Source organism: Pelagibaculum spongiae (genome assembly GCF_003097315.1).
Taxonomy (GTDB): Bacteria; Pseudomonadota; Gammaproteobacteria; order Enterobacterales; family Pelagibaculaceae; genus Pelagibaculum; species Pelagibaculum spongiae.
On the sequence record NZ_QDDL01000009.1, the window covers coordinates 86,579 to 106,818 of the forward strand.

Genomic DNA, 20,240 nt, shown 5'->3' on the forward strand with positions numbered 1-20,240 from the left:
CTTTGCGAGTCACGATAGGGGGCTTGAATTTATACTCGAATACTAATCACTTCAGGAGTGATCGCAAATGGCTAACCTAACTTTCAAAAGCAATCCTGTCACAACCCATGGCGATTTTCCTGCTGTTGGGCAACCTGCACCTGATTTTACCTTGGTCGCCGGTGATCTATCTGAACTCTCTCTGGCCGATTTAAAAGGCAAGCGAGTTATCTTCAATATTTTCCCAAGTGTTGATACCGCTGTCTGTGCTTTACAGTTAAAAACCTTTAGCCAAAAAATGGCCTCAGCAGATAATACGGTGCTTTTGTTTGCATCTTTAGATCTACCTTTTGCTTTCAGCCGTTTTTGTGCCAGCGAAGGTGTTGAGAATGCAATCACTGCCTCAGATTTCCGTCACCATAGCTTAAAAGAAAACTATGGCGTGCTAATGGAAAGTGGTCCTTTAAACGGATTGTACGCAAGAGCAGTACTGGTTTTAGATGCTCAGCATAATATTGTTCACAGCGAACTGGTAAAAGAAGTTGTCGACGAGCCAGATTATGATGCAGCAATGGCAGCATTGGCAAACTGTTAAGACGAATTAAAACTTATAAAAAAACCAGCAGCTGCTGGTTTTTTTTGTTTTCGAACAAGATTTTAAAGCTAATTTAGATAATTCACTGCCCATGACCATGGATTATGATAAATCGCTACACCAACAATATATCCAGCTACGACAAGTGATGCGATGCCTGCGATAAAGCGTTGAGTGAAATTTTTACCGCCTTTAATCGCAACATAACCCAGTAATACATAAACCACCAAAGCGACAACCTTAGCCGTCAACCAGTCTTGTGCAATCGGGTATTGCTGCAATATCAGGCATAGCGCTATCGCAAAAGCTAATAGTAAAGTATCAATCAGGTGGGGTAATACTCTGAAAAACGGATGCTGCAACCAACGCCGAACGCTCAAAGAAACCAACCATCTCAGCGCAAATAAACCAATACTGGTCACGGCAAAAGCAATATGCAATTGTTTCAGAGTTAAATACAGCACGATAGCCTTCCTATTAACATCCTTTAAAAACATCCCTAAAAATCGTCATGAAAAAAAATACTTTTCAATAACCCTGGCTGATTCAGTGACCTGCAAAAGCAAGATCGATATTATCGTTGTGTAGCCATTAGTACAACATTGATTTTTTTCATTAAGGTTCGCCTCATTTTTTAATAGCCAGCGCATGAGCGCTGGCTACATATTTCAGCTATTCAAACTCTTTCAAGTAAGGTGACCAGCTACTTTTATCTGATGATTTGGTTACAGTAGCAGTGTTTATTAATCCATTATCCTGAATGCTGTAGCCAGAAAATTCTGGGCGGCGCGTTTTAAGCAAGTCGCCATCCCAAAACCATTTTTGAGATAATGCAGTCGTGCAGCTTTCGATAGTCAACTCACCTTTATAATTGACATTTAAACAACGATTATCATGAATTCTTGAGCGATACCGTTCCTGGTTATCCAGTCCCCACATCTGGTTTCTTTGGCCATGACAGGTATAAGCAATAACTTGGGTTCCAGCGGCAGCGTTGTTTCGGTTAACATCAAGGCAGCTGTTATTGCTAGATAAACTTTGCAAGCGGACGTTAGCTTCAGGCTGAAAAACTGGGTGGCTCCAATCAACTGAAAAGTTATGTGGGAAGGTATAAGTAAAAGAAGATGATCCTTTACTGCCAGTGGTATCCCATGCCCCAGAGTAAACTCTATCTGCAAAGTAATTGGTAATGGTTAATTTAGAGTGCCCAGATATTTTTGAAATGCCTGTTTTACTAGCGGGTGCACGATAAATAACGTCAAGCTGTGGTTTCATATTGGCATATGCAATTGGAGTAATGCGGTCTGTATCAAAAAGATTCTGCTGTCCGCCTACCCAGTCAAGCCGGATACACTCATTACCAACAAACGGAGTTCCCTTGAGGAATTTACAAACCCCCTCACGCTTATAACTAATATCGGTAGTATTGTATCTGGACTGATTTTCTATCTTGTATTCATTAGTAGAGAACGATAGAGAGCGTTTTTGTGAAAAACCGAATGATGCGCCCATATCTGCACCAATTTTTGGTCCATCTGTGCCAACAGTCGCGCCAACGGACGCACTTGCACCAATAGAAATGCTACTGGTTTCTGAATAATTGGTACGGACATTTTCATTACCAGGCAAATGTCGGTGTAACGTTACATCGCCTGTGTTTTCTGTTGGTCGCAAGAAAAAACTGTAATTTTCTAGTAGCGGCCCGATGCGTGCCTGTCTATGTGCCCATGACTGAAACCAAGTATGCGTATAGTTAGCGCTATCAGAAATATGAATGCCAGCGCCTGCACCTTGGGTTTCATCGAGAGATATTCTGAAATACTTGGCATTCTCTGAATCGCGACCTTGTAATGATCGAATCATTGAAACTCTAAAATGTAATGAGACAGAAGTCTCTTTTCCACGACAATGATCAGATTTGCCATTAAACCCTACATCATTATACAAATCGCATCGTAAATTATCATAAGAAACAATCAGCGTTCGATTTAAAACCGGAGTATAACTATTAACGCTAGATTGTGACTTAGCGCGTAAGTATGAAGTTGCTTTAGGTGCAGGCTCTTCATTTAATATGCCAAAATTATTCGAAAGAGCGAATTCTGCAGTGCCGGAATTTTCAGCACCCAATGATGATATAGCGCCAATACTTTCTACTGATCTTTGTTCTTGCTTTGGCAGGCTTGGTGCAACTTTCGCCAATGCACTGTTCAATGAACTCGAAAGCCTATTTAGATCAATATTTTGAAAATCCGACGCATCACTATTAACGCCAAGGCTATGAGAAACAATCTCTCCATCTTTCATATAGACCAAGGTGATAGGGGCAGGCGTTGCAACACCTAAAACACGAATTAATTGTTCGTGTGCAACTGTAATACTCGTTGCCTCAGTACTATCAAGAACAACGACCTTTCCTTGCTTAATACTTGTTAGTGTTTCCGATAGTGCTTTATTTACTGCAGTATCATTTAAATTCAGGTAAACAGAATTATTTAGATTGCCAGTAATGTAATTCAAGGCAAAGTTGCTCGGATTATCAAAAGGGAGCGCATTTGCGTAATGAGCAACACTGAATAGTGATATAAAAAGTGCTGCAACTGATAACGGTTTCCTAGTGCATTTCATGTTGTTCCCCATTCGAAATTATATTTTTTTGATAAATTTAGAATGTTGTGAAAAGCCACTAAGCTTGCTGACGTAAGTCATTAATATGTATTTTCGAAGTTAATAAAAGTAAAATAAGTCAGAATTGTCACGTCTAACTCATTGTTGTGACATAGTGTTTTATTTTTATTATCTCTTCCGGCCTACACCGAACACTCTAAAAACCAATACTCACAACAGCCGTAAAGCAATACGCTTACACTTAAATTTTAGGCCAGACTGGCTCTTCAAAGCGCTCTGAATTTTCTTATGTTGATATTTTAGTTAATTGCTGAAAAACGTAGAAAACTACTCTTAGAAAAAGATTCATTCTAACCATATCTATTGCCACCACAGGATTAACATATGATTCTTTCATTATAAAATCTACGCTCGCAACGTAACCATTCAGCACAATTTAATATAAAAATCGCTTGACAGGTTTTTTGATATTTTCCCGAATTTAAGCACCTCTTTCAGAATACCACTTAAACGCCGCATTAAACTGCTATTAACACACCTGATTATCAATGTTTTTTGCTCAGAATAGCGCATCAGCATTCCGCTTCTAAAAAGTCGCCACAGTAAGCCTCAGAGACAAAAAAACCACCCTGAAAACCTGTGCGATAATAACCGCATGGACTCAATCGAAATTAATAAAACAATCGCTGAAACCGAGCGATTGTTAGCCAAAAGCAAAAGCTTACCGCCCGAACTGGTGGCGATGGTTCGTATGCTGATGCTCGTCGTTAAGATATTGCTTGATAGCAAAGGGCTAAACAGCAAAAACTCCAGCATTCCGCCATCGGCAGATCCTAATCGAGAAAAGAAATCGCGCGCCAAAAGCAATAAAAACCCAGGCGGGCAGCCTGGCCATAAAGGCAGTAATTTATCACCGGTGAAAGACCCAGATGAAGTGCTGGATATTACGATTGATCGTAGCCAATTGCCGAAAGGAAAATACCGTGTTGTTGGCAGTGAAAGCCGCCAAGTAGTTGATGTTCGTATTACCCGATATGTCACCGAATATCGGGCGCAGATTCTACAAGACGAGCAGGGTAACCAGTTTGTTGCTGAGTTTCCGCAAGGGGTCACTCGGCCAATACAATATGGCAATGAGTTTAAAGCCAACGCGGTTTATATGTCGAGCTACCAGCTGATTCCTTATGAACGGACTCAAAAGCACTTCGCTGAGATATTGGATGCGCCAATCAGCACCGGTAGCCTTGCCAATTTTAATCAGGAAGCTTTTCATCGACTGAAGCCATTTGCTCAGTTAGTACCGGCTATTTTGCGTGCTGGAGATTTGATTCATGCCGATGAAACCGGCGTCAATATCAATGGTAAACGAAAGTGGCTACATGTCGCGAGCAATGACCGCTGGACGTGGATTGAAGCGCATGAATCAAGAGGTATCGAGGCAATGGAAGCGATCGACATCTTGCCTAAATTTACCGGTTTATTGGTACACGATCACTGGAAAAGCTACTACCGATTTGTGCTGTGCTTGCATGTATTGTGTAACGCCCATCATGTACGTGAATTGGCGCGAGCCCATGAGCAAGATGGCCAGCAGTGGGCCAAGGCAATGGAAGATCTGCTTTATGAAATGAATACAGCAGTCAATGAGGCGGGGGGTGAGTTGGATGAAAAGCAGTGTCAAAAATGGGTGAAGCGATATCGAAAAATATTAAAAGCAGGTGATCGGGAATGCCCGGCACCTGAGCCAAAAAAAGCGGATAAAAAAGGTCAATTAAAACGAGGGAAATTAGCACGAAGTAAATCGAGAAATTTATTAGAGCGGCTGCGGGATTTTGAAGCAGACGTGCTGCGGTTTATGAGTAATACCCGAGCACCGTTTACCAATAATCAGGGTGAACGGGACTTCCGTATGAGCAAGGTTCAGCAGAAGATATCAGGCTGCTTCCGCTCATGGGATGGCGTGAAAGCGTATTGCAGAATCCGGAGCTATATATCGACCTGCCAAAAAAATGGGGTCGGTGTTGGGGAAGCTTTGTCGTTATTATTTGCGGGTAAATGGCCGGACTTTATTCAGGAGAAATTGGATCGGTTGGTGTGACATGCTGAATGGTTACCTCGCAACCAACTAAAACTTGGCAGAAGAAGTTAAGACAGAAATTGATCTTACTTCTATTTTAATGGTGATATCACTGACCGCTACATTGGCTTCAAACAACATTTCAATGAAAGATACGGTTGATATTTACTAAAACAATTGATTGAATTATCTCTAGAAAACAATCAATACAATTAAGAAAAAACGGCTAAACCACTCAAAATACATTCGAGCAACTTGCATCGATTGGCGAGGAGATTGGGAATTTTTCAGGCGGGATTAATTTAATAAATTAGTGCCACCTTCATGTGACTGGATCCCGCCAATCCCTGACGGGATGACGAACCCAAGCGGCATACTCCGAACTTGTCATTCCGAGCATGGAGATGCAAGGATACACGGATTAGGGCAACGCAGGATGCCGGAACTCAGACATCAGGGATGGTAACTCAGTGGAAATGAATTCAAAGAACAAAATATTTTAATAAGTTAGTGCCACTGACTCTTGCCACAAAAGTGCTTCACTCAATCGGCAAATAAATATCCACCACCTGCTCATTCTCTGGCACATCTGGATACATGGCGATCCATTCAAAAAACAATGGTGCATCTCGCAGGGTTTCGCCGCTGTTAATCATCCATTGTGAATATAAATAATATATTTTTTCTGCCATGTTTTTATCCGATCCAACATGTCGAATTCTGGCGCAGCGACCCGCTGCAATCGATTTCTCGACCATTTCAGTATATTTATCTGGGATATTCACTTTGGTTTCTGCAGCAATATCCAGGCGAAAGTCTTCGGCTGCTACTTTTTCAGGGTCATCATAAATCAGGTTAAAAAGTCTGGCATCGCGCGGTAATAGCTGGCTACTTATTCGCCAATCAATAAACTTAGCAACCGATTGCATGACATTTTTAGGGTCACCCAAATGCTCTAGCACAGCCAAGCGAATTTTTGGAAAATCGACCCGTTCTACCTTCCAATCATCTGACTTTTGCGACTCAGCCATAAAAATACTGCCCAGATTAAGTTGATCAATTAAAGATTGGCAAAGGTTCCAGTCCGCTTCTTTGCGAAACTGGCTGGGCGATACGCCGAGGATTTCTTTAAAAGCCCGGCTAAATGACTCTGGATTTTCATAACCATTCTCTAGTGCGATATCTATCACCCGCATCTGCTTACGGAAATACAGCTGGTGCAGCGCACGGCGCATTCTCTGGCGCTTGATATAAACCGCTAGCGTACAACCGAACAGCGCTTGGAATTGACGATGAAAGTGAAATTTGGACAAGCAAGCTTTCTGACATAACAAATCCAATGTCATCGGCTGAGATAGATGACGCTCAATATATTCAATGACTTTTTGATAGCGCTTCAGATAACTCACTTCAAATACACTCCCCTAGTGAAACTTGCGCCTGAAATATTCAGGTTATGCCGCCTTGCTGACCGCTAGTTTGCTCTCTGGAAGTAACAAATGCATGACCGCAGTTGCCTTTTTAGCTTTGCACTCATGATTCGGTTACAGCAACCACTCACCGGAAGTCTTTTTTGACGCTTCCTTGCAATTCCTTGTAATTTGATCAAAAAACGTACAGTTTTTATAAGTACTCGCAAAGCCATTGGTAGCAGTCACTTGTCTTAGAGAAACAGGTTTGCTGACAAGATAACAACAGAGTTATCCACAGATTCGTTTGATAACTCTCTTCGCAAGTCTTTGTTAGATGGTAAATTTTTTTATTTTGTTTGAAAATCCACTTGTAGTAGGTGAACACTATCAACACTACCACATCTAGTAGTTTCCAGTTTCTAATCAACGATTGCTTAGCCAATCAACTCAATCAGTTTTCGACTGATTGAAGCTATTTGAAGTGAAATGCCTTGGGTTATATTCAACAGTTTTCCACTGTGACAAATACAATGATTTTGTAGCGTTTTGTCGAAAATTGACCACAGCTATTGATAGAGTAGTCAGCCATGCTGGCCGGTTCCTTTGCTATCAACTCAAATAGCAGTTTGAAATAAATGGATATTTATTGGCCAGAAAGTGCATTGAGATATAGTTCATGCTTGATGTACTGATTTGGGTTTTGACTGGAGCTGTGGTTGGGAATATTGAACGGAACGCCTGCGACATAGAACAAAGATGGTTCATTCGAAGCCACCTTCATTAGATGATGTCGATAGTAAACTTAAATCAGCATATTAATCGTTGCGTAAGTATTTTCAGAGGATGATGCTACAAGACGCCTACATCGTTGGGTGCGCCTTCAGGCTTACCCAACCTACTTTAGTTCGGAGTTAATCGAAATATCGGAGTTTTATTAATAAAAAAACCAATTGGTTTTCGTAGCCTGGGTAAGCCTGTGGGCGCACCCGGGAACCATAGATTCAACTTGGGCCGCCCCCGGGTTTATATCTGCGATATCTATTAATTAATTAAAAATAAACACATCGATTAATGTTTATTGCGGCAACCTTGCAACAAACTTTCCTTTTATTAATTTTGGCCAATCTTTAAATGCCACTTCGCCCGATTCAGATTGCTGGTAAAACTTCACATAATCTAACAGTGCCTGGTTATGATCACCTGCATCGGACAAATCACCAATCACATACCCTATCTTGCCGGGGCTGCGTAAATAGACATTGCACTTTCTGTTACACGACATCAGGCAACGCGTAGTGGTTATCTCTAATGCCCCAACGGCTTGTTGCTGTACCGTCTGTTGCAACGATTGATGCAGCTTCTGCCCGCCATTCAACACCTCAGGATCAGAGCTGTAGCCACAGGTCTCACATATTATTAATTCAGCATCTGCCATTGCGATTTACTCAGGGTTGAAAAGCCGCAGCATATTCAGCCGACCTTCATATATCAACCGATAATTTGTAAGGGTATTGGGTGTTTATTGCATGGAGTTACTGCAGCTTACTTTGACTGCGCAACTTTTAGGTTGTTTAAATATCAACTGAAACCGCGACAGTGGAGTCTTTTAATTCCGAGCGTTGGCTACCAATGACCACAAATTTGTCGCTCACAAGGAATGCCGTCATGGTCACCATCCATTTTAGTATTTGGGCAGTTTTTAATATAGAACTTAGCTTCCTCGCATGAGCTCATCTGGGAACAATGCTGCTTACCAGTGCAACTGTACCGAGAAGAGGATTTCTTGGGGCTACTCTCCTGGAAAGAACTACTTTCCTCAGGTGTTGATTCATACTTAAATTGGTTACTTGAAATTATTTGTACTGACCCTTTCACTTTTTCAATTCGATCACAGTCAATGTCTTCTGATATTTTTCCATAATATACTTTGCCATCTTGGGCGATACATTTGGTCATACTTGAAGATTGAAAATTAGTATCTTGGGTCTGCAAGATAGGAAATTGGTTTTTTTGATAAAGCTGATTTCCATACCATCCAATTACAACAAGAATGGCAATGATGATAAGTTTTTTCATATTCAAAAACTGCCCTGTTATTGAGTTACATGTTTACTGCCTATCATACCGCAACTTTTTAACTGCGAGATAGAAACATGTTGTTTAATACTTTTAAATACTATGGCTAACAACATACCTAAAAAACATTGGCTAATCTTTACGTCTAGCTCTGTCACGCTTCGCATAAGTTAAAGGCTGACCTACGCGGAACTTAAAAATGATAAAGATGAAATAGAAAACAAAAAAATCCCCGGCCATTACTGACCGAGGATTTCTTTTCAAACAATGTAAGCCAGATACACGGCTTACACCGCAATCTGCACCACTATTTACATCTCTGCTACACCACCACAATTACTCGCAGTGAATCCAGCTGAACGGTGGCGTGCTGTAAGAAACTTTGCAGTGTTTCTTTATCGGCCATCAGTTTTTCAATCTCTTCAGCGCGAATATTCGGATTAACCTTGGCTAATTCAACTAAACGCTCAATTTCATCGTCCATGCTTAGGTGCATTTTTTCCAACGCCTGATCGAGCAACTTTTGCTGTTCGACTTTGGCTAATGCACCACTTTTAAGTAGCAGACCTTCCACCGGCTGTTGAATATGACGCAACATTTCACGCGCCTTGCCAGTTTTAATCCGCTCGACTCGCTTGTTTAGCTTGGACTCGATTAATACATGACCGAGGCTTTTACCGGCGTCGTTCATTACAAAGCGCAGGTAAGGCGTGTCGAGATACCGCTGCAATTGCAGCGATTTTGGCGCTGGGCAATGCAAGGTATACAACGTTTCTACCAGTAATGAACCGGCCGGAAGCGGTGGCAAATGCAAGGTGACTAATGAAGTATTACCAAACTCACCATCGGTAATAATCTCCATTGCGCCTTGGGCAATTGGGTGCTCCCAAGTCAACAGATGAACGTCTTCACGGCTAAGTGCGTGCTCACGATCATAGGTGACGGTAATGCCGTCTTCACTCAAGCCCGGCAGACTGTCGACCGTCATATGAGCACTTGGCGTGATGACCTGACACGCTTCGCTATGGTCAGTTCGCGTCACACCGAACTGGTCCAATACCCGGTTGAAGTAACTGGCCATGAGTTCGGTGAATTCGGCTTCATCAAACTCTTCCAGCAAAGCTTCAGCCTTGGCGGGTTGGCAAGAATTTAACTCCAGCAACCGGTCACGACCTTCTTGCAGGCGTAAGCGAGTTTCTTCTGCCAACTGCTGGCTGGTTTCCATTAATGCGGCAAATGTTTCGTCTTGCTCAACATTGCCAGCATTTGCCAAACAAAAGCGTAATGGCTGTTCTAGCTGATCAAACAACTGCAAACCTGCCGGACAGGGTGTTTCAAAAGCGTTGATGCCTTTGTGATACCAATTGGCCAGCATTTCTGTTGCAGAATGCTCATAAGCAGGTAAGTGAATTTGTACCGTGTTCTTTTGACCAATACGGTCCAAACGGCCAATTCGCTGCTCGAGCAAATCAGGGTTTAGCGGCAAATCAAACAACACTAAATGACTGGCGAACTGGAAGTTACGACCTTCACTACCAATTTCAGAACAAATTAATGCTTGGGCGCTATCGGCTTCGCGATCGGCAAACCATGCCGCTGCTCGGTCACGCTCAACCAGGCTTAACCCTTCATGGAATACTGATGAACGAATTGCCGCACGAGTACGCAGTCGTTCTTCCAAAGCTTGAGCCGTGCTGGCATTGGCACAAATTACCAATGTTTTTTCACTACGATGTTCTTCTAACCATTCGGTTAACCATGAAACTCGGCTATCGAGCTCCATCCAACCATCACCTAACAGGCTTTCTGGGCGCAGTTGTTGCTCCAGTTCAGCTTGCTCGGTAAGTGCTTGCCAACCGGTAGGCTGCGGCAAGCTGTGAATGGTTAGCTTTCTTTCTGGGAAACCGGCAATCGCATCGCGGGTATTTCTAAACAGCACCCGGCCAGTGCCGTGTTGGTCGAGCAATTGGCTCACTGCATGGTCAATTGCCGCTTTAGATGCATCTGCATCGCCAGTCGCCAACTCGGTTAATAATTTTTCAGTCGCCTGCTCACCGAGAAACTCCATCATATTGGAGAACTTCTCTGGCTCAGCCACAATCTGGCTGGCCGCAGTGTCTTGCATCATCAGCTCTACCAGGTCGGAGACTTCCCGGTAATCTGACTCTTCTTCTAAATAGCTGTTGAGGTCGTGATAACGCGCCGGATCCAACAAGCGTAACCGGGCAAAGTGACCTTCAACACCGAGCTGTTCTGGCGTTGCAGTAAGCAATAACAAACCGGGAATCGCCGCTGCTAAAGCTTCAACACATAAATAGGATTCACTTGGCAGATCTTCATGCCATTCCAGGTGATGAGCTTCATCAACAATTAATAAATCCCAACCAGCCGCTTCTGCTTGCTCGCGACGCTCGGGATATTCTTCCAAGAATGACAGTGGGCATAACACCAGCTGGGCGCTTTCAAACGGATTTTCAAAGCCGCTTTCTTGCAGGTCCAGGCAACGGTTTTCATCCAAAATAGTGAACTGCAGGTTAAACCGGCGCAGCATTTCCACTAGCCATTGGTGCATCAATGAATCTGGCAGCAGAATAAGTGCACGTTCGGCCAAACCACGAATCAGCTGCTGATGTAAAATCAGACCTGCTTCAATGGTTTTACCCAAGCCAACTTCATCGGCCAATAACACGCGTGGCGCGTGGCGACTGGCAACCTGATTGGCAATATAAAACTGGTGCTTTAATGGCTGAACCCGGCCACCAATCAAACCATAAGCAGGTGACTGGATTAGGCGGTGCTTTAAACGTAGGGTTTCAGCGCGCAATTCGAAATGTCTGTTCTTGTCGATCTGACCAGAGAACAGTCGATCTTGCGGCTTGGAAAAACGAACAAAAGAGTCCAGTTCGGTTTCTGCCAACAGCACTGAATCACCCTCATCAGTGGTGCCTGCATAATGCAAAATGCCGTACTCATCGGCTTCGCAGCCCATCACGGTGATAGTGACATCATCAATTGAAGTCACTTGCTCACCCTCGCGATAAACAATGCGGCTTAACGGTGCCTGATCAATCGCATAGGTGCGTCTTTCACCAGCGGCAGGAAATGCAATTTCCACCAAACGGCCAGTGTTCTCTACCACAATACCTAGGCCTAAATCAGCCTCAGTGGTGCTTACCCAGCGTTGGCCGGGCAGGTATTCATTATTTGCCAGGGTCATGGCTCTCCAGCAGACGACTCACTTTTAACAAGCTGCCGTGTTCGCAAGGTTTAGATATCCAGATCGGTCGCGAATTGTAAAAGCCATGCAACCGTTAGGCAAATACCGCTCGCCGTATATTTGCTCAATTATGGTTTGTCATGACTTGTTACTTGAAACATATATACCCAAAGATCTTCAAATCACTGTAAATCACAATTTGAAGTGGCTGGGATAGAAATAATGAGTCAGTGAGTCACTAACGTCGGAATCAGTGTAGCCATCAGACTGCTAGCTGCAATCAGAATTCGGTAGGAGAATAGCAATTTGGTCTAATTGCTAATGGGTCATTTTAAGTTGTATTAATCGCTGCGTGAGTATTAGCAGAAAATTGAACTGCGAGGAATCTATCTTCAAATATTAGGTGCGCCTTAAGGCTGAACCAGCAGATTCGCTGATATTTACCACAACCGAATCAACATATTGTTTGCCCGCGTAGGTATTTATCTAAAAGAATCAATATGATCAAATGCCAGAAAACTATCAAGCATCTTAAAAACTGACTATTTAAATTTTTCTTCAATCAATTTTTTTTCATCCAAAGAAAGATTGCGCCATTTTTTAGCCTCGCCTTTTACAGCGGTATTACTAAAAGCATTCACTCTCACTTTAGGCTTGCTGCTCAATGAGGCAACTACAGCTGCCACTTGATCAGCCTGATGGTCGGTAACATCAGGTATCGCCAGAAAACGCAGTTCGGTGAGCTTATTGTGTTGATCGAGAAAATGAATTGATTCCAACACCCGCTGGTTCGATCGGCCGGTTAACTCTTGGTGCAAGGTATCGTCAATCGCTTTAATGTCGATCATTGCCCCATCAAAATCAGGCAAGATTTTCTGCCAGCTTTTAACTCCCAGATAGCCATTAGAATCAATCAATCGGTCAAGGTGGCTTAATTGCGGATGGTTTTTAATTAACCGAAACAATTGCTGAATAAATTTAAGCTGCATAGTGGCTTCACCACCTGACACAGTTACACCGGTTAAAAATGGCGCTGCTGGCAGTAGCTGCTCAATCACTTCCGCTAAAGAGATATTTTGCGCCATAGGCGTGCTGTTCTTCGGGCAAATATCAATACACTGATCACAGCTTTGGCACAGCGTAGTATCCCACTCCACCGCGCCATCAATCATAGATAGCGCGCCAGATGGGCAGCCAGGCAGGCAATCACCGCAATGGTCACAAGCATTCATTGAGTGCGGGTTGTGACAATTTTTACACTGAAAATTGCAGCCTTGCAGAAATATTACAAACCGATTTCCTGGGCCATCGACACAGGAAAAAGGAATAATTCGACTGACTAAAGCCTGCGCCGATTCAGCGTCAGGCGAGTGACTACAACCTGTGCAACCATCACTAGTTTGCGCTAACAGCATTGAGTCGTCTGAACGATTAAATCGTGATATTTTCATTTAACGAGCGTCATCCGAGCCATTAAAAAACGGATGCATTTCTTGACTAATTACTCGTGCATTGCGCTGTAAAATATTGCATTTCTCAACCGCTTCCGCACCAAATGCACTGCTGTTTATCCGCGATCCTTTCTCTTGCATATTTTTAATGTCTGAGCGGCGTACCATATAACCCGTAACACGAATCAATTCATTATTAGCTACATTGGCTGTGAACATTCGCAAGCCTTGGTCGAGTGCGCCTTTGCAGACCGTCATTAATGCTTGAAGGTTTTGCTCAATGGTTTCATCAATCGGGAAAATATCGCTAATACCCGCAGTAAAATATTTATGATGCGGCAATACGGTTAAAATATGCTGTAAATTATCTGGTTCCTCACCGTAAGGAATACGGCAACCGGCGCTGGTATCGGTATCAATACTGATTCCACTTTGCGCATGGAACATAGCGCGTTCTCGCCAGCAATGTTTTACCGGGGTAGTTTCAACAATTTCAGCCAATGCTTGAGTAATTCTTAATGCCAATTGATTGGCCTGCTGATCATGGCCGTAACGACCTTGTTGGCCACTTGCCTGAATTAAGTAATTAGTCGCTTCAGCCAAGCCAAAAGTACCAAACATTGCGGTAAATCTTTCTGGATCAATCAAACCTTCTGCGACCAAAAAACTACTTTGGTAAAAATTTGACTGATTCACTAAATAATCAATTCGCGCATCAATCACTTGGTACATCCACTGACATGCCAACGGAATCGCCCGCTGTAAAAAGTCAGTTTCAGTGCCATCAGACATTTCGGCTACTTGTTTTAAATTTAAACGCACCAGCGTGTGAGCACCGCCAGCATAGGGCAAAGAATTATAACAGCTGACAATTCCAAACCCTTTTTCATCAAAATCTTTGGCGATCATCGCTTCGTTGGCAATATGCGGCTTATTACACTTACAAATATTTTCCACTGCCTGCTGCAACATATCATCTGGAGTAATCCCAGCCTGATAGCGCATGGTCAGATTGGGAGCCACTTGCGCCAACTCACCATCCACTTTTAATACTGCTCGCCCAACACGGCTATCATGCGGGCCAATATTGGCGTGAATAAATGCATCCGGCAGGGTGCGATCAATCATTTGCCACATCAGGCGGATTTTCTTTTCCAGCTGTGCCTGACTAATTGATTGATCAAGGTACGGCTCTAACAACACATCCAATCGGCCAACTGACACCGGCAAGTTAGTGACTGAAGGCACATGGTGATAAAGCACTAACAGGAAGTTAATTGCTTCATCAAGATCTTGTGGCGGTTCTAATTCCAACCATTTGCTGCCTTGCTGCAAGGCTTTTTCATAATCGGGCAATACATAGCGAGGCTTAAAAGGCGCATGGCCTTCAAACAAATCACAAATCATCCCCTGGTCCATTGCCTGACGAGCCGCCTGTGGCAATTGCGGATAATCCAGCATGCCGTCGGCTTCCAGCGATAAATAGCGGGATTTCTGCGCATAACTGAGTTTTGGATCATTGGCGATCTGACGTAATCGGGTTTGCTGGCTCACTAGATATCTCCATTAACGAACCACTACAGCAAGCTGTCTGCTCATGATCTTGAGGTGGCTTGGAGATAGTGTGCGCCTTTTGAATAATTATTGAGATGATTAAGCGCAATAGGGGTTTGTTGGTATCAGCTATACCCATTAAGTTTCATCGAGATAGATAAAGCCATTAATCACCAAACATTCTGTCACTCACAGCTGATTTAAAGCATCCAGAGAAATGTAACCTCTTAGCATTCCAGCCAATACCAAGTACTCAATTCAAATCAGCTACAGAAGCCAACCGAAACTGATCAAAAAACAACCAGATTTATAACCCCGCCTGTAATCTGGTGTTTGTTGACTACTCCCCACCCTTAAGGTCATTTGACCACAGAGTTATCCACAGAAGCTTGTGATAAGTCTCACACTAATGAAACGATCTAACCGGAGAATCGCTGCAACTATTGCCCAGAAAACGCCTACTTGACAAACCTTAACGGTTGGCAAACAAAAGCCAGCGGTAACAAGCCAATCTTAGGCCAAAAAATTTTAATAACAGAGATAATTAATTGTTATAGCTGAGACTAACTAACCTTCGAGGTTATTCACATTGAGCTACTTTGGAAATTTGAATCAAAAAAGCAGCAATATTGGAAGGTGCAAAGTCTGATAAATCATGCTTTTATAAGCTGACTTTTTGTCTGTAACTGATAGAAGCAATCGTTCGATGAGCTATACCGTGCCAGCACCCATTCCGAGATTTGTTCTGGAACTGCCGCCATCACTACCATCGAGCGAATCTCATCAGCACAGTAACACTACTTATAATATGCGGAGTTATCGATGAACCGGCTTATGCGCTCATCATTGGTTGACAGGCTTCAGACCAGCCCCCTGATTCACAGCTTGAACCTTATTTTGCGGGTCAGCATTATGCTTGGCGCTGCCATTGGCTTACAAAGCTATGGCAACACAGCAATCGCCAAAGAGAACATCCAGGTCGATGAAAATCAACTGCGCGTGACTACAGTCCCAGCAAGTCAGCTATTGTTTTACCCCCAGCGCAGCGCACCGGCTTTTGTTCAGCCATTGAATCAAAGCAAACTGGCTTCTCAGCTGGGCGCTTTATTGCTGAGTCTGCCAGTAAAAGTGGGCGACCAGGTGACTAAGGGACAAATTCTGGCACAACTAAATTGTCTGGATTACACCACCGCCGTTGCCCAGCAACAGCAGCAACTATCTAACGCACAGCAACAAAGCAGCTTTAGCCAAAGAGAATGGCAACGCGCACAAACTATGCAGCGTACCAGCAGCATAAGTGAAGCTTCTCTGGATGCTAAAGAGCATGCCTTTAAACAAGCCGAAATTTCGGTTGCTAGTGGTGAGTTGGGATTAAAAAATGCACAAAACCAACAGTCTCGCTGCCAAATAAAAGCGCCTTTTTCTGGAGTGGTTAGCCAGCGAATTGCCAATCAAGGTGAATGGATAAATGTTGGCCAACCGATCATCGAACTCACCCAGCTAAGCCAACAAGAAGTGGTTGCCTCCATTGCTATTTCTGACCAAAAAAGTTTTCTTGATGCAGGCAGTTATCAATTACAAACAGCTGGCCAGAATTATCCATTAAAACTTCGAACGCTTTTGCCCTTAGTTAATTCAACGTCTCGCAGCCAACAAGCCAGACTGGTTTTTACTAACCTGCAAGCCATTAATGGCTTGAGTGGCCGTTTATTATGGAAAGCTTCCCAGCCATTTTTACCTTCGGATATTTTGCAAAAGCGTAATAATCAGTACGGGTTTTTCATTAGCGACACTGACCAGAGCGGTAATACTATTGCCCGCTTTGTTACCGTGCCAAATGCCGAAGAAGGTCGTCCATTTCAAGCCAGCATCGACCAACAAGCTTTGATTATTCAAGCCGGTCGCTTTGGTTTGAAGCTCAACCAAGCAATAACTCTCAGTAACTAATGAATGACGACTAAAAACCCTTATTAATAGCAGTCGTCGTCGTTATTGTTAGTGTTAGTGTTTGATTATTGAAATATTTGAATTAAAAACTGTAGCCTGGAGATAACGCCTGTGTGGCTTAAGAAACTGATTGAAAACCATGTCACCACTAATTTGGTTTTCTTGCTTATTTTGCTTAGCGGCACCTTTGTTTATAGCCAGCTACCACGAGAACAGGATCCAACAGTTAACTTTAACTGGGTACAAATTACCACGGTATTGCCCGGTGCAACGGCAGAGGATGTCGAAAAGAAAGTAACCGATGTACTGGAAGAATCACTGGAAGGCTTGCAAGATATTAAGTTCGTCTCCAGCACCAGCAGGGAGAACCTTTCTAGTATTTTAGTGCGTTTTCAAGATATCGATGACGACCGATTTGAAAAAAGAATTGCCGATTTACGCCGTGAAATTTCTTCTGCTGAAGCAGATCTTCCCGACGCGGCTAAGCAACCTAATATATTTGAAATTACTACCGCAAATGCATTTCCCACTGCAACAGTGGTATTGACCGCACCTTCTGATGGCGAAAACTTGCGCCGCCAGGCTCGTGCTGTAGAAAAAGATCTAGCAAGAATTCCCGGAGTAGATCGGGTTCAGCCGACCGGTTTGCGTTCACCAGAAATTCATATTCTATTCGACCCAGTACGCATTCAATCTCTAGGTTTATCACCGACCGATATCGCCAATAGCGTGCAGGGTTATTTTGTTGATAGCTCGGCAGGCACCATCGACGTTAACTCTCGCCAATGGCTGATTCGGGTTAATGGCACTACCGACAACCCCGAGCAATTAGCACAATTACCGATTAGCCGCATGATGCCGGGAAATAATTCATCTAACGATTCAGCGAATAACAACCGGGAAATTCGCCTAGGCGATATCGCACAAATTGTTCGGGCACGAGAAAAGGCCGCAAGACTCGTCAGCTACCAAGGTCAGCCAGCCGTTATGTTTGCCGTTATGAAACAGGCAGAAAGCAATACCTTGGAATTGGTCGATCGGATCGTGCAATTTATCGACAATAGAAACCGCTTAAAAAACGAATTAGGCGTCGAATATATTCTAATTGATGATCAAACCTCAATCACCCGTAGCGCATTAGACACCATGCAAACCAATGCTATCTACGGTTTATTTCTGGTGCTGCTAGTGAGCTGGTTATTCCTTGGCTCACGAATTAGTTTTCTAGTGACTATTGGCATTCCATTCACCCTTGCAGGTACATTTATTGTGCTGCAACAGCTGGGGCAAACTCTAAATACTTCGGTTCTACTGGCGATTGTTATCTCACTGGGAATGCTGGTCGATGATGCCGTCGTAGTGGTTGAATCCATTCATTATAAATTACGCCGTGGCATTGAAAGTAAAGTCGCAGCATGGACTGGCTTGCTAGAAGTAATCAAACCGGTCACCGCTTCAGTATTAACTACCATGGCAGCATTCCTGCCACTCATGTTGCTGCCGGGTATTCTAGGCAAGTTTATGATGGTGATTCCTCTGGTAGTGACCACTGCCTTGGCGATTAGTTTGATTGAAGCCTACTGGATGCTTCCGGGGCACGTTTTAGCCGCCAAGGTCTCATTTAAAAACCCATCACGAGTTGATAAAACCCGCCAGAGAATGATCCATAAGATTCAGGTTCGTTATGGTTTTGCGCTATTAAAAATTCTGCGCCACCCACGCAAAACTTTAGCCGGCCTGGTTTTATTATTTGCATTGGCCATGTCGGCATTGGCTAGCGGCATGATTCGGATGGATTTCTTTGCCTCTGATACCTTGCGGATTTTCTACATTAATATCGATATGCCCGCTTCTAGCTCTCTCAACAGCACACTGGAACTAGTAAAGCGCGTCGAGAAAACCGCCAATGCACGGTTAGAAGATGGTGAAGCGCGTTCGGTAGTTAGTTATGCCGGGCAACAATTCACCGATACCGCACCTAGGTTTGGCAACCAGGTTGGCCAAGTATTAATCAGTTTAAATCCACAGCAAGAGAATATGCGCAGCGTCGAGGCGATTATTGAATCGATGCGGCCGGGCGTAGAAAAAATTGTTGGCGCACAGAGTATTTCATTTTTAAAACTGGCCGGTGGGCCACCAACCAGTAAGCCGGTTAGCATCAAATTACGCGGCGATGACTTTAATCAGATTCGCGCCGCGGCCGATACCTTGTCGAGTTTTATGAATAACGACCCACGCTTTACTGATATCAATGACGACGACGAGCCCGGCAGCCAAGGCCTGACCTTAAAACTGAACAGTGATGCGATTAACCGGCTGGGTATTAGCCCAAGTGAAGTGCGCCGAACCATTAATATGCTGGCCAATGGTGAGATTATTTCTAGCCTGCAAAGCCAAGGCGATAGTGTTTCATTGCGTTTGAAATCATTAGCGACCAGCCAAGGTCCTTATCAAGATCTACAAGCTTTTCTCGATTTATCTCTAACCGCACCTAACGGACAAATCGTTCCTTTACGAGAGCTAGTGATTGCTGAAAAATCGCGGGTTAAGGGTAATATTTTTCATTACAACTTCTTACGCACCATTACCATTGAAGCCGATATCGACAAACAGTTAACTGACACGGTTCAAGCCAATACCGTGTTACGAGACTTCTGGCAAACCATTGCCGCTGATTATCCAACCATCAACCCGGATTACACCGGAGAGCTGGATGACATTAATGAAAGCCTCGATGCCATTGGCGGTTTATTCCTGTTCGGTATTGGTTTGATGTATTTGATTTTGGCGACTCAATTCCAGAGTTATTTCCAACCGATGATGATATTGGTTTCGGTACCTTTGGCATTTATTGGTGTGGTGCTAGGACTGATCGTATCGGGCAATCCACTCAGTTTATACACCCTTTACGGCATCGTTGCTCTGGCAGGTATTGCAGTGAATTCGTCTATTGTTTTAATTTCCACTGCCAATGATAATTTGCGTAAAGGTATGACTTTAATCCATGCCATTTTCTATGCCTCAAGGCGCAGAATGCTACCGATTATGATTACCACTCTAACTACTATCGCTGGCTTATTCTCACTGGCCTTCGGCCTTGGCGGTGAATCACTGCTGTGGTCACCTGTGGCAACGGCGATTGTTTGGGGACTGTTTTTCTCATCATTCCTGACGCTATTTATTATTCCAGCGCTCTATCAAATGTCGATGAGAAAAGCAGCTAGGAAATTACAGGAACAACAGTAGGTTTGATGAGTGTTAACGAAATCAGACATCTAGACATAAAGCGCAAGGTGTCTGATTT

General features: G+C 43.5%; 12 protein-coding genes. 4 read left to right on the forward strand and 8 right to left on the reverse strand.

Annotation, left to right across the window (positions count from 1 at the left end):
• Positions 1–67 precede the first annotated feature (67 nt).
• On the forward strand, positions 68–574 hold the full coding sequence (tpx, locus tag DC094_RS17490; protein ID WP_116688422.1) for a thiol peroxidase: 507 nt from the start codon (positions 68–70) through the stop codon (positions 572–574).
• 68 nt (positions 575–642) lie between these two features.
• Here the strand turns inward: tpx and DC094_RS17495 are convergent, their stop codons facing one another.
• Positions 643–1,038 carry a SirB2 family protein gene (locus tag DC094_RS17495; protein WP_241504087.1) on the reverse strand — a complete coding sequence of 132 codons (396 nt, stop codon included), beginning with the start codon at positions 1,036–1,038 and terminating at the stop codon, positions 643–645.
• A gap of 208 nt (positions 1,039–1,246) precedes the next feature.
• Entirely contained in the window at positions 1,247–3,202 is a 1,956-nt protein-coding gene (locus DC094_RS17500) for a leukocidin family pore-forming toxin (RefSeq protein ID WP_158527377.1), read from the reverse strand.
• A 655-nt stretch (positions 3,203–3,857) separates the two neighbouring features.
• On the opposite strand from DC094_RS17500, the gene tnpC reads away from it, so the two are divergent.
• Positions 3,858–5,300, forward strand: a complete 1,443-nt coding sequence (gene tnpC, locus DC094_RS17505) for an IS66 family transposase (RefSeq protein ID WP_116685486.1) — start codon at positions 3,858–3,860, stop codon at positions 5,298–5,300.
• A 518-nt stretch (positions 5,301–5,818) separates the two neighbouring features.
• Here tnpC and DC094_RS17510 read toward each other — a convergent pair.
• The 6 genes from DC094_RS17510 to DC094_RS17535 all read right to left on the reverse strand — a co-directional run bounded on the left by DC094_RS17510 (position 5,819) and on the right by DC094_RS17535 (position 14,989).
• Positions 5,819–6,688, reverse strand: a complete 870-nt coding sequence (locus tag DC094_RS17510) for an AraC family transcriptional regulator (protein ID WP_116688425.1) — start codon at positions 6,686–6,688, stop codon at positions 5,819–5,821.
• 1,078 nt (positions 6,689–7,766) lie between these two features.
• Complete coding sequence (locus DC094_RS17515; RefSeq protein WP_116688426.1) at positions 7,767–8,126, reverse strand: DUF1636 family protein; 360 nt, start codon at positions 8,124–8,126, stop codon at positions 7,767–7,769.
• A 188-nt stretch (positions 8,127–8,314) separates the two neighbouring features.
• Complete coding sequence (locus tag DC094_RS17520) at positions 8,315–8,767, reverse strand: excalibur calcium-binding domain-containing protein (RefSeq protein ID WP_116688427.1); 453 nt, start codon at positions 8,765–8,767, stop codon at positions 8,315–8,317.
• Between the two features lie 322 nt (positions 8,768–9,089).
• Positions 9,090–11,984 (reverse strand): RNA polymerase-associated protein RapA, encoded by a 2,895-nt coding sequence (gene rapA, locus DC094_RS17525; RefSeq protein WP_241504088.1) that lies wholly within the window; start codon positions 11,982–11,984, stop codon positions 9,090–9,092.
• Between the two features lie 542 nt (positions 11,985–12,526).
• Positions 12,527–13,435: a YjjW family glycine radical enzyme activase gene (locus tag DC094_RS17530; protein ID WP_116688428.1), complete on the reverse strand. Its 909-nt coding sequence runs from the start codon at positions 13,433–13,435 to the stop codon at positions 12,527–12,529.
• Positions 13,436–14,989 carry a YjjI family glycine radical enzyme gene (locus tag DC094_RS17535; protein WP_116688429.1) on the reverse strand — a complete coding sequence of 518 codons (1,554 nt, stop codon included), beginning with the start codon at positions 14,987–14,989 and terminating at the stop codon, positions 13,436–13,438.
• 822 nt (positions 14,990–15,811) lie between these two features.
• Between DC094_RS17535 and DC094_RS17540 the strand changes: the two genes are divergently transcribed.
• Together DC094_RS17540 and DC094_RS17545 are read left to right on the forward strand one after the other, a co-directional pair.
• Positions 15,812–16,936, forward strand: a complete 1,125-nt coding sequence (locus DC094_RS17540; protein WP_116688430.1) for an efflux RND transporter periplasmic adaptor subunit — start codon at positions 15,812–15,814, stop codon at positions 16,934–16,936.
• Between the two features lie 111 nt (positions 16,937–17,047).
• Entirely contained in the window at positions 17,048–20,182 is a 3,135-nt protein-coding gene (locus DC094_RS17545; RefSeq protein WP_116688431.1) for an efflux RND transporter permease subunit, read from the forward strand.
• Positions 20,183–20,240: the final 58 nt, after the last annotated feature.

Coding starts and splice junctions, on each gene's coding strand:
- DC094_RS17520 (WP_116688427.1), bottom strand. CDS start 8,767: ATGAAAAAACTTATCATCATTGCCATTCTTGTTGTAATTGGATGGTAT.
- DC094_RS17500 (WP_158527377.1), bottom strand. CDS start 3,202: ATGAAATGCACTAGGAAACCGTTATCAGTTGCAGCACTTTTTATATCA.
- DC094_RS17530 (WP_116688428.1), bottom strand. CDS start 13,435: ATGAAAATATCACGATTTAATCGTTCAGACGACTCAATGCTGTTAGCG.
- rapA (WP_241504088.1), bottom strand. CDS start 11,984: ATGACCCTGGCAAATAATGAATACCTGCCCGGCCAACGCTGGGTAAGC.
- tnpC (WP_116685486.1), top strand. CDS start 3,858: ATGGACTCAATCGAAATTAATAAAACAATCGCTGAAACCGAGCGATTG.
- tpx (WP_116688422.1), top strand. CDS start 68: ATGGCTAACCTAACTTTCAAAAGCAATCCTGTCACAACCCATGGCGAT.
- DC094_RS17540 (WP_116688430.1), top strand. CDS start 15,812: ATGAACCGGCTTATGCGCTCATCATTGGTTGACAGGCTTCAGACCAGC.
- DC094_RS17515 (WP_116688426.1), bottom strand. CDS start 8,126: ATGGCAGATGCTGAATTAATAATATGTGAGACCTGTGGCTACAGCTCT.